The sequence below is a fragment of the Verrucomicrobiota bacterium genome, assembly GCA_016871495.1.
Taxonomy (GTDB): Bacteria; Verrucomicrobiota; Verrucomicrobiia; order Limisphaerales; family VHDF01; genus VHDF01.
Genome location: VHDF01000106.1, coordinates 1 through 14,823, shown reverse-complemented (window position 1 = coordinate 14,823; position 14,823 = coordinate 1). Strand labels below are relative to the sequence as shown.

General features: G+C 59.4%; 13 protein-coding genes. 5 read left to right on the top strand and 8 right to left on the bottom strand.

Going from position 1 to position 14,823, the window contains the following annotated elements; all coding sequences use genetic code 11:
• Nucleotides 1-750: 750 nt before the first annotated feature.
• The 3 genes from FJ404_17350 to FJ404_17340 all read right to left on the bottom strand — a co-directional run bounded on the left by FJ404_17350 (nt 751) and on the right by FJ404_17340 (nt 3,498).
• Nucleotides 751-1,167, bottom strand: coding sequence for a hypothetical protein (locus FJ404_17350; protein ID MBM3824623.1), 417 nt, complete (start codon nt 1,165-1,167; stop codon nt 751-753).
• An 83-nt stretch (nt 1,168-1,250) separates the two neighbouring features.
• Nucleotides 1,251-2,399 (bottom strand): Gfo/Idh/MocA family oxidoreductase, encoded by a 1,149-nt coding sequence (locus FJ404_17345; protein ID MBM3824622.1) that lies wholly within the window; start codon nt 2,397-2,399, stop codon nt 1,251-1,253.
• Between the two features lie 46 nt (nt 2,400-2,445).
• The gene (locus FJ404_17340) at nt 2,446-3,498 is read right to left on the bottom strand and encodes a TIM barrel protein (protein ID MBM3824621.1); all 1,053 of its coding nucleotides are present in this window, start codon (nt 3,496-3,498) and stop codon (nt 2,446-2,448) included.
• 223 nt (nt 3,499-3,721) lie between these two features.
• On the opposite strand from FJ404_17340, the gene FJ404_17335 reads away from it, so the two are divergent.
• From FJ404_17335 to FJ404_17320, 4 genes are all read left to right on the top strand, one after another.
• The gene (locus FJ404_17335; protein MBM3824620.1) at nt 3,722-4,282 is read left to right on the top strand and encodes a hypothetical protein; all 561 of its coding nucleotides are present in this window, start codon (nt 3,722-3,724) and stop codon (nt 4,280-4,282) included.
• A gap of 120 nt (nt 4,283-4,402) precedes the next feature.
• Nucleotides 4,403-6,232: a HAMP domain-containing protein gene (locus FJ404_17330; protein ID MBM3824619.1), complete on the top strand. Its 1,830-nt coding sequence runs from the start codon at nt 4,403-4,405 to the stop codon at nt 6,230-6,232.
• A 139-nt stretch (nt 6,233-6,371) separates the two neighbouring features.
• A complete protein-coding gene (locus FJ404_17325; GenBank protein ID MBM3824618.1) occupies nt 6,372-7,376 on the top strand; it encodes a hypothetical protein in 1,005 nt (334 codons plus the stop codon).
• Nucleotides 7,271-7,555: a hypothetical protein gene (locus FJ404_17320; GenBank protein ID MBM3824617.1), complete on the top strand. Its 285-nt coding sequence runs from the start codon at nt 7,271-7,273 to the stop codon at nt 7,553-7,555. Before FJ404_17325 ends, FJ404_17320 begins: the two co-directional genes overlap by 106 nt.
• 35 nt (nt 7,556-7,590) lie before the next feature.
• Here the strand turns inward: FJ404_17320 and FJ404_17315 are convergent, their stop codons facing one another.
• The 4 genes from FJ404_17315 to FJ404_17300 form a co-directional block, all read right to left on the bottom strand.
• Nucleotides 7,591-8,952, bottom strand: coding sequence for an ABC transporter permease (locus FJ404_17315; GenBank protein MBM3824616.1), 1,362 nt, complete (start codon nt 8,950-8,952; stop codon nt 7,591-7,593).
• A gap of 8 nt (nt 8,953-8,960) precedes the next feature.
• Nucleotides 8,961-10,337: an ABC transporter permease gene (locus tag FJ404_17310; GenBank protein MBM3824615.1), complete on the bottom strand. Its 1,377-nt coding sequence runs from the start codon at nt 10,335-10,337 to the stop codon at nt 8,961-8,963.
• A gap of 1 nt (nt 10,338) precedes the next feature.
• Nucleotides 10,339-11,064 (bottom strand): ABC transporter ATP-binding protein, encoded by a 726-nt coding sequence (locus FJ404_17305; protein ID MBM3824614.1) that lies wholly within the window; start codon nt 11,062-11,064, stop codon nt 10,339-10,341.
• 136 nt (nt 11,065-11,200) lie between these two features.
• Complete coding sequence (locus FJ404_17300; GenBank protein MBM3824613.1) at nt 11,201-12,463, bottom strand: efflux RND transporter periplasmic adaptor subunit; 1,263 nt, start codon at nt 12,461-12,463, stop codon at nt 11,201-11,203.
• A gap of 462 nt (nt 12,464-12,925) precedes the next feature.
• Here FJ404_17300 and FJ404_17295 point away from each other — a divergent pair, with 462 nt between their 5' ends.
• Nucleotides 12,926-13,312, top strand: a complete 387-nt coding sequence (locus FJ404_17295; GenBank protein ID MBM3824612.1) for a rhodanese-like domain-containing protein — start codon at nt 12,926-12,928, stop codon at nt 13,310-13,312.
• A 132-nt stretch (nt 13,313-13,444) separates the two neighbouring features.
• Here the strand turns inward: FJ404_17295 and FJ404_17290 are convergent, their stop codons facing one another.
• A complete protein-coding gene (locus tag FJ404_17290) occupies nt 13,445-14,584 on the bottom strand; it encodes an HDOD domain-containing protein (protein MBM3824611.1) in 1,140 nt (379 codons plus the stop codon).
• Between the last annotated feature and the right edge of the window lie 239 nt (nt 14,585-14,823).

The window sequence follows — 14,823 nt, the reverse complement described above, 5'->3', positions numbered from 1 at the left end:
CGCTGCAGGACGCCGCCATCCACCAGATGTGCATCCTCCTCACTGAAACAGAAACCGTCTTTCCGACCACCCAACTCCGTCTCATCTACCGCCAGGTCGGCTCATCCTGATTCCACCCCAGGTCAGGATGTCTGAGGCTTCGAACTTGAGCAATCCCGGAACTTGGACGGGAGCTCCTGCCTGGCCGAAAGCCAGGGCCTGGCCGAGCCAGAGTCCCGTCGCGATCATCGCGAGTGGGTTGAAGCGAGTGGGTTTCATGATGCGGATGGATGTTGGAGCCATTCCACTCGGCGATCAGAGGACTCCACCCAGCAGAGTGACAACGGAGGCGTATTCTGCACAGGCGTGGAATGACCCGAGTGGGAACGGATCGGTTAGGTTTCGATCCGAGCGTCACACAACCGTCGCGTGGATGTCAAATTCCGTGACCGAGAAGGTTGTGGATTTGAGTTTGGAAGTTCTTGCTGACCGAAGGGGGGGTGGGTTTGCGAATCTCGGGGACTTCTCTTAGAGTTCGCGGTCAGGACGGATGGATTGCCGTTCGAAGACTGAGGCCTTCGGATTCGAAATGCCGGCCGCGGTTTTCATCTCGCCCAAAAGCCGCAGAGAGGAGACTTGGACGCCGAGGGATCACCTCGGTCAGAAATGTCCTCTCCGTGGATGAGGCTGGGTGTGAAAGCGAACGCGCGCCGGGTGAAATCATCCGGCGCGCGAAAGAACCGCGTGCGACGTGCGAGTGGGACTTTGGCTTTATTTGGCGCCCTGATCGATCCAAGCGCGCAGCAGCCCGACTTGTTCCTTCGTCAAAGGATCGGCTTTGCCCTCGGGCGGCATCGCGCTGTCCTCGTCGAGCCGGGCGACGGTATGAACCAGGCTGCTCTTGGCGCTCTGACCGGCTTCAAGGACTTTGCCGTTCTCACTGCCCTTCAAGGTGGCATCCAGGCTGTCGAGGCGTAATTTCGCCTTTTGTTTTTCCGCGCCGTGGCACTTGACGCAGGACTTTTCGAAGATGGGCTTGATGTCCTTTTCGAAAGTCAGGCCGGTCTTGGTGGCGGGCGGGGGGAGTTTGCTCACATCCACGTCCGCGCCGCGAACGAGGGGGATGAGGGAGAGGGCGAGGGCGAAGGCCGCGCCTGCACAGAGTGGAGTCGATTTCATAAACTTCATAGCAATGGAAGACTTGAGTTTCGGGCAATCCGAACTACGGATCTGACGTTCGTGAGCTTGCCGTATTCGATTCAGGAGTGGTCTTACTTCACTTTCTTGACTTTTTCCCAACGGCCGGTTTTGCCGGACTTCAACACGGCATCGGTGACGTAATCGGTGGCCAAGCCGGCTTTGAAGGTCGGCTCCGCCAAATTCCCGCTTTCGATGCCTTGGATGAAATCGGCCACCTGATGCACGAAGCTGTGTTCGTAGCCGAGTTGTAGACCGGGCACCCACCAGTTTTTGCAATACGGGTGATCCCCGTCGCTGACATGGATGGAACGCCAGCCGCGGGTTTGGCCCTGGTCCCGGTGATCGAAATATTGCAAGCGGTGCAAGTCGTGCAAGTCCCAGAAAATCGAGGCGTGTTCGCCGTTGATTTCGAAGGTGTAGAGCGCCTTGTGGCCACGGGCGTAGCGTGTGGATTCGAAGGTGGCCAGCGACCCGTTGCTGAACCGGGCGAGGAAGGCACAGGCGTCGTCGATTCCCACTTTTTCAACTTTGCCGGTCAGATTGTGTTTGCGTTCCTTGATGAACGTTTCGGTCATGGCGCTGACTTTGTCGATGGAGCCATTGAGCCACATGGCGGTATCGATGCAGTGAGCGAGCAAATCGCCGGTCACGCCCGAGCCCGCGGCTTTGACGTCGAGCCGCCACAAGGCGGCGCCTCCCTGCGGCAAATCAGGACTGATCGTCCAATCCTGGAGGAATTTGGCGCGATAATGGAAAATTTTTCCAAGTTTGCCCTCGTCGATCAATTGCTTGGCCAGCGTGACGGCGGGGCAGCGGCGGTAGTTGTACCACACCATGTTGGCGACGCCGGCTTTCTGAACGGCCTTGGTCATTTTTTCCGCTTCCGGAGCGTTCAACGCCAGCGGCTTTTCGCACAGGATCATTTTGCCGGCCTTGGCCGCGGCGATGGCGATTTCAGCGTGGGTGTTGTTCGGCGTGGCGATGTCGATGACGTCGATATCGTCGCGTTCGATCAGCTTGCGCCAGTCCGTTTCCACCGAGCCGTAGCCCCAGCGATCCGCGAAGCTCCGGGCGGCTTCGGCGTTGCGGGCACAGAGGGCCTGCAGGACGACTTGATGTCCGAGTTCGAAGAAGTGATTGACCTTGGCGAAGGCGTTCGAATGGGCGCGCCCCATGAAGCCGTATCCGATGAGTCCGATGCGAAGCGGTTTCTTTGCCATAACAAGAACAGGTTTCAGCGTTTGCTCGTTGCGGAGGTTGGTGAATTTAAGCGGCCCATCCGTGGTTTTCCCGCACCTGAATCATGGAGGCCAGAATATCGTTCCAAGTCTGCTGGCGGGTCATGACATCGTTGGGGAACATGCAGCCGTCCCAGCAGATGTGTTTGAATTTCTTGGTGACCTTGCCGGCGTCGTCCCGCATCCAGTAGCCCGCGTCGCGGGGGATGTTGAGTTTGCCGTTCGGATCGGTGGCGAGACAGTGGCGGCCGGTCTTGTCATGGGTGCCCGAGCCTTTGACGGTGGCGTCGTTTTGCGCGACGTGGAAATCGAAGGTCCAGGGACGCAGCGCCTTGGTGAGTTTCTTCATCGCGCCGTGGAACTGGCCCGGTTCCCAGGCGAACTTTTCGGGCACCAGTCGGTGTTCCGGTGCGTTGTAGCCCAGGGTGTACAACAGCGTATGGGCCATGTCCGCCTGAAACCCGACGACCTTCGGCATGTCGACCATTTCCAGCAGGCGGACGATATTTCGCCAGCTGTGCATGGCGCCCCAGCAGATTTCCCCTTCGGCGGCGAGTCGTTCGCCGTGGTCTTTGGCCACTTTGCCGCCCTCGCGGAAGGTTCGGGCGATGAGTTTGGTGTTGCCGACAGGGTCATTGGACCAGTCGTGGACCGAGGCGGCGGAGTCGATGCGCACGATGCCGTGGGGGCGGGCGCCCAGTTCTCTCAGTTTGCGAGCGATGCGGCAGGCTTTGCGCACGTGTTCGACCCAGTTCTTTCGTTTCGTTTCGTCGCCCATGGCCGAGGCGTCGAACCAGACCGGAGCGACCACGGATCCGACGACAAACCCCTTGGCCTGGATTTTGTCGGCCAATCGTTTGATTCCGTCGTCGCTGAGGTCGATGGAAACGTGGGGATCGTAGAGGAAGAGATCCACGCCATCGAAGCGAACGCCGTTCACCTCGGCCTTGGCCGTGAGGTCAAGCATGGTATCGAGGTCGATGCACGGTTCGGCGCCGGGGCTGCCTTTGCCGACCAAGCCGGGCCACATGGCGTTGTGGAGCTTTGGAAAATTGTTGGGTCTAGGTTTCGAGTTGCTCATGTCTTCAAGAATCGTTGCGACGCTCACGCCGGGGCCGGTTGCCGCTCGTCGCGGTACGTGCCGACACCGCCAAGGTTCCACGGTTGACGGAGGCGTTGGATGACGGGAAAACGATAACAAGCGGCCGCCGATCGTACCAAGGGAAAACGCACGAGAGGGGCGGGCTTTATGGCTTGGTTCACCCCTGATTCTTGCTTAACGTCCGCCCAACATCCGACCTCTTATGGCGATCTTCAGGATTCTTTTCCTCAGTGCGTTCGGTTTCCTGCTCTTGCCGGGCTGGTATTCGAGCGTGGCGCAAGGGGCAGAGGCAGGGGTCGAGGGCGTGGTTAAACTGCCCGCGCCCAAGCCTGGCGCCTCGATGCCGGCTCGTTACCAAGGGGGTAAAGTGAGTGCGCCGGTGGATCCTCCGGCTGCGATTGTGTATCTGGAAGGGGATTTTCCGGTAGCCCCGGCGGCGCCGACCTTGGTGAAACTCGAGCAGAAGAATTTGCAATTCACTCCCAACCTGATGGCCATCCGGGAGGGAACCACCGTCGCCTTTCCGAATTTGGATGATGAGTTCCATAACGTCCTTTCGGGAAGCCGGGCCAAGAAGCTGGACCTTGGACGCTATCGAAAAGACGAGAAGCCTCCGACGGTGACCTTTGACAAGGCCGGCGTGGTGGATTTGCACTGTGAGATTCACAAGGACATGCGGGCCAACATCGTGGTGCTGAAGACGCCTTATTTTGTCAAGACGTCGCCCGATGGGCGTTACCGACTCGAGAATCTGCCGTCATGAAAGTTTACACTCAAAGTATGGATCAGTCCCACTGTGACGTGGTCTCATCCTGTGACCTTGGAGGCCGGTTCCCGGTTGAAAGTCGATTTTCCGGTGGTGCCTTAGTCCCGGGAAGGGCGAATGAGCGAACCGGGATTCAAGCGAGGAGAGGGGGAGAGCCTCTTGAGGCTGGGGGTTCGCGCCAAACTTACCCTCGTGATCGCGTCTGTGGTCGGGGCGGTGGTCGCGGGAACCCTTCAGGTGACTCGGCAGAGTGTTGAGGCCGCGTATGCGAGCCAGGCGGAAACTCAAGCACGGGCCCAATTCGAGTTCTTCGGCAAGCTTCAACAGGCCCGATTGCAGGAGGTTCGACGCCGCACCAGCGCCCTTTCCGGTGAACGGGGCGTCCGGATACGTTCCAGTCTGTTACGATTGGCTGAAGCCGCCGCCGCGAACGAGAAGGATGACGAAGGCTTGGAGTTGCTCTACCAAAACGCCGCGGACGAGCTCCAGTCCTTGGTCTCGAGTGAAGCCCCTGCCGTCCCGAGCGACGAGGACGGTACCCCTACGGTTTTTTATCGATTGCTCAACGCGAAAGGCGAAGTCCTTCCTCCTCCGTCGGGGATCAACGCGGGATTGAAAGGAACCGTCGAGGGTGGAGAGACGCTGGAGCGAAAACTTCGGCTGTTGGGGGCGACGATGCAGGGCGCGGAAGAACAAGGCGTGGGGTATTTGACGTGGATGGGCGCCCCAGGCCGAACCTCCTTGCAGGAGGTGGTGGTGACGCGGATTGGCGATCCTCATGACGGTCAGGTCCTCGGTTCCGTCGTCGTGGGATTCCCTCTCATTGCCGCAGCCGGACGCGCCACGGAGAACTCGGTGGCGGTTTGGATCGAAGGAGCGACCGATTCGCGCCAGAGCCCTTGGACCGACCCTGAAGTGGCCCGTTTTTTCAAGTCGAAGCTGGCGGATTCGCCGGCCAACGGTGAACGGCGGATGGAGGTGGGGAGCAAGCCCTATTTGTTTGCTTTCCGGAGGCTGGCGGCTTCGGCGGGTTTTCCGCCCGCGTATTTGCTTTCCGCGGTCTCCATGACCGAGGCCGCCTCGCGGCAGCGCGAATTGGGAGCCCGCATCGCGGCTTTTGGCGCCATGGGTCTGGCCCTGGGTGTGGCCATCAGCCTGCTTGTTGCGCATGGATTGACCGTGCCTGTGAATCGGTTGGCGGCGGCGACGAAGGACATTTTAGAGGGACGATTCGACATTCGATTGCCGGTCAAGAGCCGCGATGAGATTGGTGAGCTAACCTCCTCGTTCAATGAGATGGCGGAAGGTCTGGCGCTCAAGGAGAAGTATCATCACGTGCTCAACCCGGTGGCGGACAAGCAGGTCGCCTCCGAATTGATGAGCGGGCGGGTCACGCTGGGTGGTGAAACGCGCGACATCAGCGTGTTGTTTTGTGACATCCGCGGTTTCACGGCCTTGACGGAGCGCATGCCTCCCCAGGAAGTGATCGCGATGCTCAATGAGCACATGACCGCGCTTACCCGGGGCGTGCACGCGCATCACGGGGTGGTGGACAAGTTTGTGGGGGACCTGATCATGGCCATTTTTGGAGCCCCCAAAAGTTACGGCGAGGACGCCGATTTGGCGGCGCGATGCGCGTTGAGCATGATCGAAGAACGGGGTCGCTTGAACACCACTTCGAAGTACAAGATCGAAATGGGAATTGGCGTGGCCTCGGGACTCGCCGTGGCGGGGTGCATGGGTTCGGCCGACCGCCTCAATTACACGGTGCTGGGCGAGCGGGTGAATCTGGCCTCCAGGCTCTGCAGCAAGGCGGGGAGAATGGAGGTCGTGATTGATTCCACCACCCGAGATCGCCTGCGCGACCCGCCGCAGATCGAGCCCTTAGAGCCTTTGGTGCTCAAGGGATTCGCGGATCCTGTTTGCGCTTTCAAATTACTCGGCTAATTCTTGATTTCCCTCTGAAACGCTGTCGAACTCTTGCTTGTCCATGAAACGCTCTGACGTTGCGGTCAACTCGAAGTTGGGATGCTCCGATTGGAGTGCTGGGAGCAACTGGACCGGGTTCGGTCGATAAGCTGTTTCGATGGCGGCGGGATGCGCGATGGCCGTCCCGTTGATGGCGGAAGCCGAGGCGAGTTGGCTGGATCGATTGGACGAGGGTTTGTCCTATCAGAGTGCGGGCGGCGCGGTGCGGGCCGAACTGGGCGGGTTGCTTGATTTCGAGGGTTACACCGTGGACGGCACTCCTCCGGGCTTGGTGTTCAGTGATCGCGAGTATCTCATTGCTCCCCGCATGTCGCTGTTCCTGGACTCTCGATGGGGCGGCAAGCTCTACAGCCTGGTGCAGATGCGGTTCGACCGAGGGTTTGATCCCAACTCCAAACCTCGTGGAGACGAGCGGTTGGACGAATACTTTCTGCGCTACACTCCTTGGGAGGATGGGAGAGTCCTTCATCCAGGCGGGGAGGTTCGCCATGACTCCTGGCACAATCCGTTTGTCAACGCGCCACTGCCTTACGAAAATGTCCTGACGATGACGGATAGCGTGGCGCCTCCGAGCGCCGCCGCGTTTTTAGGACGCAAATCGAAAGCCGACGAGAAGGGAAAATGGCTGCCCGTCCTCTGGGGGCCGAGTTATGCCGCGGGCGCGCTTGTGGGCGGCTCGGTTGAAAGGTTCGATTATGCGTTCGAGTTAAAGAATGCGTCGATTTCGTCGCGCCCCCCGCGTGGGATCCGGTCCAAAACGGCTGGGACGATCCCACTTATTCCGGGCGACTGGGCTGGCGTCCGGACGCCTCCTGGAAATTGGGGGTTTCCGGAAGCCATGGCGGTTATTTGCTTCAGTCCGCGGAGGCTGGATTACCTGCGGGAACCGGCCGCGATGATTTTCAACAGACCACCTTTGGTTTTGACGCTGGATATGCTCGCCATCGGTGGCAGGTGTGGAGCGAGGTCATCGGATCTCGCTTCGATGTCCCCACGGTGGGCCATGCCGACACCCTCTCCTATTACATTGAAGCGAAGTACAAGATCGACGCGAGTTGGTCCGCGGCCTTGCGCTGGAATCAGCAGTTTTTTGGGGAAGTGACCAACCCAGCGGGAAAGGATGAGCGCTGGGATCATGACATGTGGAAGGCGGAGGCGGGGCTTGCCTATCGTTTCAGCCGGCATTGGCAGGTCAAGGCTCAGTACAGTTACGGGCGGCAGAATAGGGATTTGCAGCAAGGCGAACAGATGTTCGCCGGCCAGGTTACGTTGAAGTTTTAGATTCCGGCCGGCCGGGCTGGGGAGATGCGGCCGGCTTACTCATAGCGCAAGGCCTGGATGGGATCCAGCCGAGCAGCTTTCATGGCGGGCAGAAATCCGGCCACGACCCCGACGAGAAAGCTGAAAGCCACGGCCACGATCATGGGAGTCAGGGTGATGACCGGGGCATTGGCGGTGGGCGAGACCCAGGCGATGATTTTGACCAGTCCCCAGGTTGCGCTCAGTCCCAGAAAGGCCCCCAGCAGAGAGAGCGTCACGCCTTCCACCAAGATCTGCGCGAAAATGTGGGGACCTGTGGCGCCGAGCGCTTTGCAGGTGCCGATTTCCCGGATGCGCTCGTTGATGCTGGCCAACATGATGTTCATGATCCCGATGCCGCCCACGAGCAGGCTCAACGCCGCGATGATTCCCCCGCTGACCCTGGCGTTCTTGATCCGTTTGTTGATGTCCGCCAGCCGGTCTTCCTGCGTGCTGAGTTCGAAATCTTTGATGCCGTTGTGCGTGAGCATCAGCACATTTTCGACCTGCTGCAAAGCCTCGGACATTCGCTCGAAGTTGGCGACGCGGATGTCGATGTCGTCCAGCCGCGGGTCGGGCAGGGGATTGCGGCGGGATCCGCCGGAGCGAAACTTCACCCATGCGGTGTTCAACGGAAGATGAATCGTGTGATTCTTGCGGGCGAACGCATCCCAGCGACGTCCGCCCCATCCCGTCCTCCGTTGCACCCCTTGGTTTTTCTTTCCCTTCGCCTCCAATTTGGCCAGTTCGCGGATCTTTCGCGTCTGCTCGCCTTCGTAATGTTTGAACATGCCCACGATGGTGAAGGGCTGGCCGCCCACGTGGATGGTTTCCCCGATCGGCACGATGGGCTCGCCTGTTTTCTCCGGCGATCCAAAGAGTTCGTCGCGAATGCCGGTGCCGATGACGCAGACGCTGCTCGCAAACTCCTGGTCCAAGTCTCCGAAATACCGCCCATGCTCGACCTCGAAGAGGTCCATCTCCAACGCTGCCGGAAGGACGCCCACCATCTCCATCGGAAAAGTATTTTTGCTTCCGCGGCTGACGCGCAGATAGTCCAGGCTCATTTGGGGCGATATCAATTCCACCAGCGGCGCGTTCTGCAGAAGGGCCTGCACATCACGAAGGGTCTTGCCCGGTGATTGGTCCTCCAAGTGGCGCTGGTGAATCGGCACGTCGCTGTCCACGATGCGGACTTTGTCAGCGCCGCCCATCGCGACCATGGACTCCTTCATTCCGTTCTCCATGCCTTTGACAATGGCGGCCATGGCGACGAGGCTTGCCACGCCCAGGACGATGCCGAACATCGTCAGGAGGGACCGGAACTTGTGAGCCCAGATGTCCTTCAGACCGATGAAAATGGCGTTGAGCAGGGGCACGGCGAAGGCTAGTCGTATTTGAGGGCTTGGATCGGGTGCAGGCGGGAGGCTTTGAGGGCGGGCCAGAGGCCGGCCAGAACGCCGACCGCGACACTGGCGCCAAACGCGGCCAGCAGGGCGGCCAACGTGATGACCGGCGTGTTTTCGTTGGGCGAGAATTGACCGACGAGATGAGTGAGGCCGGCGGAAACGGCCAGTCCCAGCGCGCCGCCGAGCATGGCCAGGACGGTGCTTTCGACCAGGATTTGCACGAAGATATCCTGGGTGGTGGCTCCGATCGATTTGCGAATCCCGATTTCGCGCACTCGCTCCGAGATGCTGGCGAGCATGATATTGGCGATGCCGATGCCGCCGACGATGAGGCTGATGGCGGCGATGATGCCTCCGCTCATGCGCGCGTCGTGTATGGTCCGGCTGATTTCGGCGGCCCAGTCTTCGTCGGTTCGAAACGCGAAATCCTCCAAGCCATGGTGCGTGGTCATGAGCACGTTGCGCACTTGTTGCAACGCGGGTTCGAGCAGGTCGATGTCCTTCACTTTCATTTGCAGCGAGGAAAGGCGGGCGCTGAACGAGGAAACGGCTTTGGTTCCGGACTGAAAATTCAGCAGCATGGTTTTCAGCGGAATGTAAACGGTGTTGTTTTTCAGGCGAAACGCGAAGTGTCCACCCTTGGCGCGATCCCAGGGGCTGGAGCCCCGGTTGGGGCCGCCCATGTTCTTGCGGGCGGCCGCCCTTGCCAGCCGCTGGATTCGCGCGGGTTCGCTTTCGTAATGCTCAAACATGCCCACGATGGTGAAGGGCTGGCGGTTGATGGTGATGATCTCGCCAATGGGTATCACTTCCGTTCCGATCTCGTCTGGATCCCCAAAAAGCTGGTCCCGTATGCCCGTGCCGATGACGCAGACGGACCGTGCCTCCTCTTCGTCCAACTCGTTGAACATCCGGCCGTGCTTCACGATGTGTTCGTTGAGGGCCAATGCTCCCGGCCAGGTGCCCACGAAGGAGAACGGGCGGGCGGTTTTGTCCTTGTAGGCCAGCACAGTCCGTGAACCCCGGCCCCAGAGTTCGTAGGATGGGGTGATGGTGTGGACGAGGGGGGCGCTTTGACGCAAGGCTTCGACGTCCGGCAGGGTCACGCCGGTGACCCGGTCTTGGAGATGGCGCTGGTGAATGGGGAGATCCATCTGGCTTTCGACGCGAATTTTCTCGAGCCCGCCCATGGCGGTCAGAGCCTCCTTGAGGCCCAGTTCCATGCCTTTGACCAAGGCGGACATCGCGACCAAGCTGGAGACGCCGAGGATGATGCCGAGGATGGTGAGCAAAGAGCGAAACTTGTGGGAAGCGATTTCCCGGAATCCCGTCAGGATGACATTGACCAGATTCAACTTACGAGAGGAGTGGTGAGTTGCTGGCGCGGTCCTGTCCCGACAGTCTTCGGTCGAGGTTTTTCGCGATTTTTCCGTCGCGGATTTCGATCTTCCTGGGAGTCATGGCGGCAATTTCCGGATCATGCGTAACCAGGATGATGGTGCGGCCCTCGCGGTGAAAACGGCGGAGCATGTCCAGGATGAGTTCCCCGGTATGCGAATCGAGGTTGCCCGTCGGTTCGTCCGCAAAGAGGATCTTGGGATTGTTGACCAACGCCCGGGCGATGGCGACACGTTGCTGCTGACCGCCCGAAAGTTGGGAAGGGCGGTGCTTGGCCCGGTTGTCCAGTTCGACTTCCCGAAGTGCCGTCAGGGCACGTTCACGCCGCTCCTTGCCCCCCAGTCCAGTGTAGATCATCGGCAGTTCGACGTTTTGGAGGACGTTGAGCTTGGGCAGCAGATTGAAGAACTGAAACACGAATCCGATTTTTTGATTTCGAATGCCGGCGAGTTGCCTCGGCGTCGCGTTGTGGATCTCGAGTCCGTCGAGTTTGAGAGTGCCGGACGTGGGCGAATCGAGGCAGCCCAGGATGTGCATCAGGGTCGATTTTCCGCTGCCGGAAGGTCCGATGATGGAGCAGAAGTCGCCTTGTTGAATGTCCAGACTGACTCCGTCGAGGGCGCGAATTTCCTCGCCTCCCAGGTGGTAGATTTTCGTGATGTCTCTCAGTTCGACGAGGGCCATGGCTCAAGCGATGAAGAATGGGGCGGACTGATTTTCATGGGCTCTGAACATTCCTGTCCGGAAGGGGGGCGGGCTGCCGTGGACAAGACGTTGGGGTCTGTCGGGGCGTGATCAGGGGCTGGCCCTTGCGGGTTGGCTAGGTTTTATGAGCGCCGGCGACGGAGACCGGTTTGACAGAGCCTTTTCCAGCGGCCTCCGAGGATTGAATTTTGTCGGAGGCGGGCTTTTCGAGCGCGACGTGATCGCCCTGGCTGACGCCGTGTTTGATTTCGGCGTGAAAATAGTCCGAGACGCCAAGCTTTACGGGTCGCTTTTCGAAATGGTCCCCTTCAGCCACAAAAACGAATCGCTCGTTTTGCTGCTGTTCCGGATTGAATTCTGTGAACACCGCGGCGAGCGGGACGGCGACCACGTTGGACACGGAAGCCACGGGAATCGTGATGTTGGCCGTCATGCCTGGCTGCACGCGCTGGTCGGGAGCTTTGAGCCGGATGCGGGTGGAGAAACCCTTGATGTTGTTGACGATGGTGGCTTGGGGGGAGACACGCTCCACCAGGCCGGACACCACGAGTCCTGTGACGGCCTCGACCGCGATACGAACTTCCATGCCGACTTTCAGGCGGGTGACATCCGCCTGGTTGACATGGGCCAGGATGACCAAGTCTTCCAAGTTGGCGATCGTCATCACTTCCGTTCCGCTGTTGAATCCTCCGGAGCCCGAGACGGCTTGACCGACGGCGGAGATGGGCCGGGTGAGGACGGTGCAATCGAAAGGGGCGGTAACCCGGGTCTTGGTCAGTTTTTCTTTGGTTTGTTCGAGGCTGGTCCGGGACCGTTGCACGGAGTTTTGGGCGAGTTCATGGTCTTTCTTGGCGGAATCCCAAAGTTGTTTGCTCGTTTCGTACACCTGTTCGCTGACCAGCTTCTCCTGGAATAACTTGCGGTCGCGTTGATAATCTCGCTCCGCCTGTTCCATGCGCAGCCGGGCCTTTTCCAACTGCAATTCGGAACTGCTGATCTCTTGTTTCCGAGTGTCCAGTTCGATTTGTAGATCTTTGTCATCCAAGGCGAAGAGCAACGTGCCCTTGGCCACTCGATCCCCAATGTCCACCGGCAGTTCCGAGATGCGGCCGTTGACCTCCGGACGCACCGAAACTTGTTCCGCCGGGCCGATTTCTCCGGCCAGAGTCACCGAAAAGTGAATGTTGGTCGTCACGGCCGGGGCGACGGTCTGGCGGGAGGCGGCCGAGCCCGATTTGTCCGAATCCGACCGAGCCTTCGCTTGTTTCAAATAATACCCTCCGGCCAAAAGGCCGACGAGTGCCACGACCATGAAAAACAGTTTCATCAATTTGGGACGAGGTTCGAAGCGAGTCCATTCGAGGACTTTCGGACTCATTAGTATGTAAACGTATTATATAGTGCTCCGGTGTGCCGTCAAACTCGCACTCGAGAAAAACGGCAGATTTTCAATCCAAGTCCGAGCGCCTTTGGGAGCCGTCCCAGGGGGGGGAGGGGGCCGTGTATCCCGCAGTGGTCTGCCGTGTGGCGCAGGCTGCCCAGCCTGCCGACTCGCCGACGGCCCTTCGGCCCGGAGGGTGAAGAACGAGCCCCATTCATGCTCTCCACGCGCCTGGTTTCCTTCGTCGCCCCGCAGGTTGGGCAGCCTGCGCTACAGCAGACAGGGCTGTCTGGGTGACCAGGACAACCCAGTCACCGACAACCTCTGGATGAACTGGGGAGGGGCCACCTGCATCAGCAGGCTTGAATTTTGCCAACAAATGTTGCGTCCTATCTCCTCTGTCCATGGATCCGGCCTTACCGGGCCGCCATGGCCCGATCAATCCATCAACTACGAATCATGAAGAAAATCCTCACATTCCTTGCCACCGCCATGATCGCCGTGCTCGCATACGCCGGCGAATTTCCTGACATCAGCGTGACTGAGCTGAAAAGGGCCATCGCTGACAAGAAGGTCGCCGTCATCGACGTCAACGGCACCGAATCCTGGCAAAAAGGCCACATTCCCGGTGCGATCGACTTCGACGCCAAGGGCGAAGAGATCGCCAAGTTGCTCCCCTCGGACAAGAACACTTTGGTGGTCGCCTATTGCGGCGGACCCAAGTGCAATGCCTACGCGCAGGCTGCCAAAGCGGCCAAGAAACTCGGCTACAAGAACATCAAGCACCTTTCGGCTGGCATCAGCGGCTGGAAGGAAGCCGGTGAAAAAGTCGAGAAGGGCAGCTAAAGGAAACTGACTCTCCACCCGCTCCGCTCTCACCGGCGGGGCGGTTTTTTTGCCCTGATCCTTTTCTTGATCTGGTGAGCCCCTTCGGCCGGACCGACTCCAACGCCGACGTGGAATCCAGATGTCCAGCCGCTAAACGAGCCCTTCGAGGATTGTGGGCAGCCTTTCCAAGCTCCGCTGGAGTCCGGCGCGCGCGATCGCTTGTTCCGCCTCCTGCGGATTCGGAAAGAGCAAATCCCATCCTGGCGCGTGCATCCAGTCCTCGCTGGAGACTTCGATTCGATTGCCGCTCTTGCCGATGCGCGCGTTCCGGACCAGCAGATCCGCGATCTGCACTGCGGCCACGATGGAAGTATAGTGGGTGGACCGCTCCGGTTGATGATGGAAGGCGGCCGATTCGACCATGACTTCGGGCAGGATGTGATTTCGGAGATACAAGGCTCCCAATTCGCAGTGGTTCATCCCGAGCACTTCCGTCTCGATCTCGCACAGATCGCGAGCCGCGGCCGCAGCCTGGCCGTGGATGGAATGAAAATGCGCCGGAAAAGCGGAGGCCATGACGATCTTGCCGACGTCGTGAACCAGTCCCGCGACATAGTCCGCGTCGTCGGCCGGCGACTGAATGGTGCTCAGCACCTCTCGGGTCATGATGGCGACCCCGATGCAGTGCTGCCAAAACTCACGCCATTCGAACACGGCATGGCCCGCGAGTTTTTGGAAATCCTCGATTACGGGCGTGACCATGGCGAGTTGGCGGATCTGGCGCACGCCTAGATAGAACACCGCCTCCTCAATGCTGTTCACCTGCGATGACCTCCCGAAATAGACCGAGTTCACCAGGCGCAGCAGGCGGGATGTCAGACTGGGATCCCGCCGGATGACTTCGGAGATTTGGGAGGTGTAGCGCTGGTCGGCGTTGAGCAGTTCGCGCAGCGCGCTGTTGACACTGCCCAAGGACGGAAGCCGGGCACAACTTCGGACACGCGACTCGATCACGGAGCGATCCAGCGGCACGAGGCCGGTGGGCATGGACAGAATTTCCATAAGAAAGATATTCTCCCGTTCATCGACAGAAACCGGCAAAAGTTTATGGTCCGAGAAGGATTGGCGGGCCCTGGGTGAAGTCCCGCTCTTTTTCGGGTTAAGGAACCCTCCATTTCTGCCGAAAGGAATGAGAGAATAATGATGAGCGGAAAAGGGTCGAAACTGCCCGGAACTGCTCATGCCAACCCAAATACCAACCGTGGACGACAGCAGGACGATTCGGATCATGCCGCAGCAGCCTCAGACATCCTGACCTCATGCGGGGAAAGATTGGGTGGAGTGGAATGGAATTGAGACCAAGAGGGACATTTTCGACTTTCAAGGATGGGGGTGGTGGCGGTGAATAAGTGAATGCCGCAAGTTCAATGACCGATGTTTCCTGCCGGGTCTGTGGAGCTCAACCGCGATCTGGCGTGTCGAACGGAAGGAGACAAAGTGGTCTACTTCAACGGGCATTTGCCCGTGTT

What these genes read in the sequence shown, in the direction of transcription:
- FJ404_17340 (MBM3824621.1), bottom strand. Translation starts at nt 3,498, where the DNA reads ATGAGCAACTCGAAACCTAGACCCAACAATTTTCCAAAGCTCCACAAC.
- FJ404_17305 (MBM3824614.1), bottom strand. Translation starts at nt 11,064, where the DNA reads ATGGCCCTCGTCGAACTGAGAGACATCACGAAAATCTACCACCTGGGA.
- FJ404_17295 (MBM3824612.1), top strand. Translation starts at nt 12,926, where the DNA reads ATGAAGAAAATCCTCACATTCCTTGCCACCGCCATGATCGCCGTGCTC.
- FJ404_17330 (MBM3824619.1), top strand. Translation starts at nt 4,403, where the DNA reads ATGAGCGAACCGGGATTCAAGCGAGGAGAGGGGGAGAGCCTCTTGAGG.
- FJ404_17350 (MBM3824623.1), bottom strand. Translation starts at nt 1,167, where the DNA reads ATGAAGTTTATGAAATCGACTCCACTCTGTGCAGGCGCGGCCTTCGCC.
- FJ404_17300 (MBM3824613.1), bottom strand. Translation starts at nt 12,463, where the DNA reads ATGAGTCCGAAAGTCCTCGAATGGACTCGCTTCGAACCTCGTCCCAAA.
- FJ404_17290 (MBM3824611.1), bottom strand. Translation starts at nt 14,584, where the DNA reads ATGATCCGAATCGTCCTGCTGTCGTCCACGGTTGGTATTTGGGTTGGC.
- FJ404_17345 (MBM3824622.1), bottom strand. Translation starts at nt 2,399, where the DNA reads ATGGCAAAGAAACCGCTTCGCATCGGACTCATCGGATACGGCTTCATG.
- FJ404_17335 (MBM3824620.1), top strand. Translation starts at nt 3,722, where the DNA reads ATGGCGATCTTCAGGATTCTTTTCCTCAGTGCGTTCGGTTTCCTGCTC.
- FJ404_17325 (MBM3824618.1), top strand. Translation starts at nt 6,372, where the DNA reads ATGGCGGCGGGATGCGCGATGGCCGTCCCGTTGATGGCGGAAGCCGAG.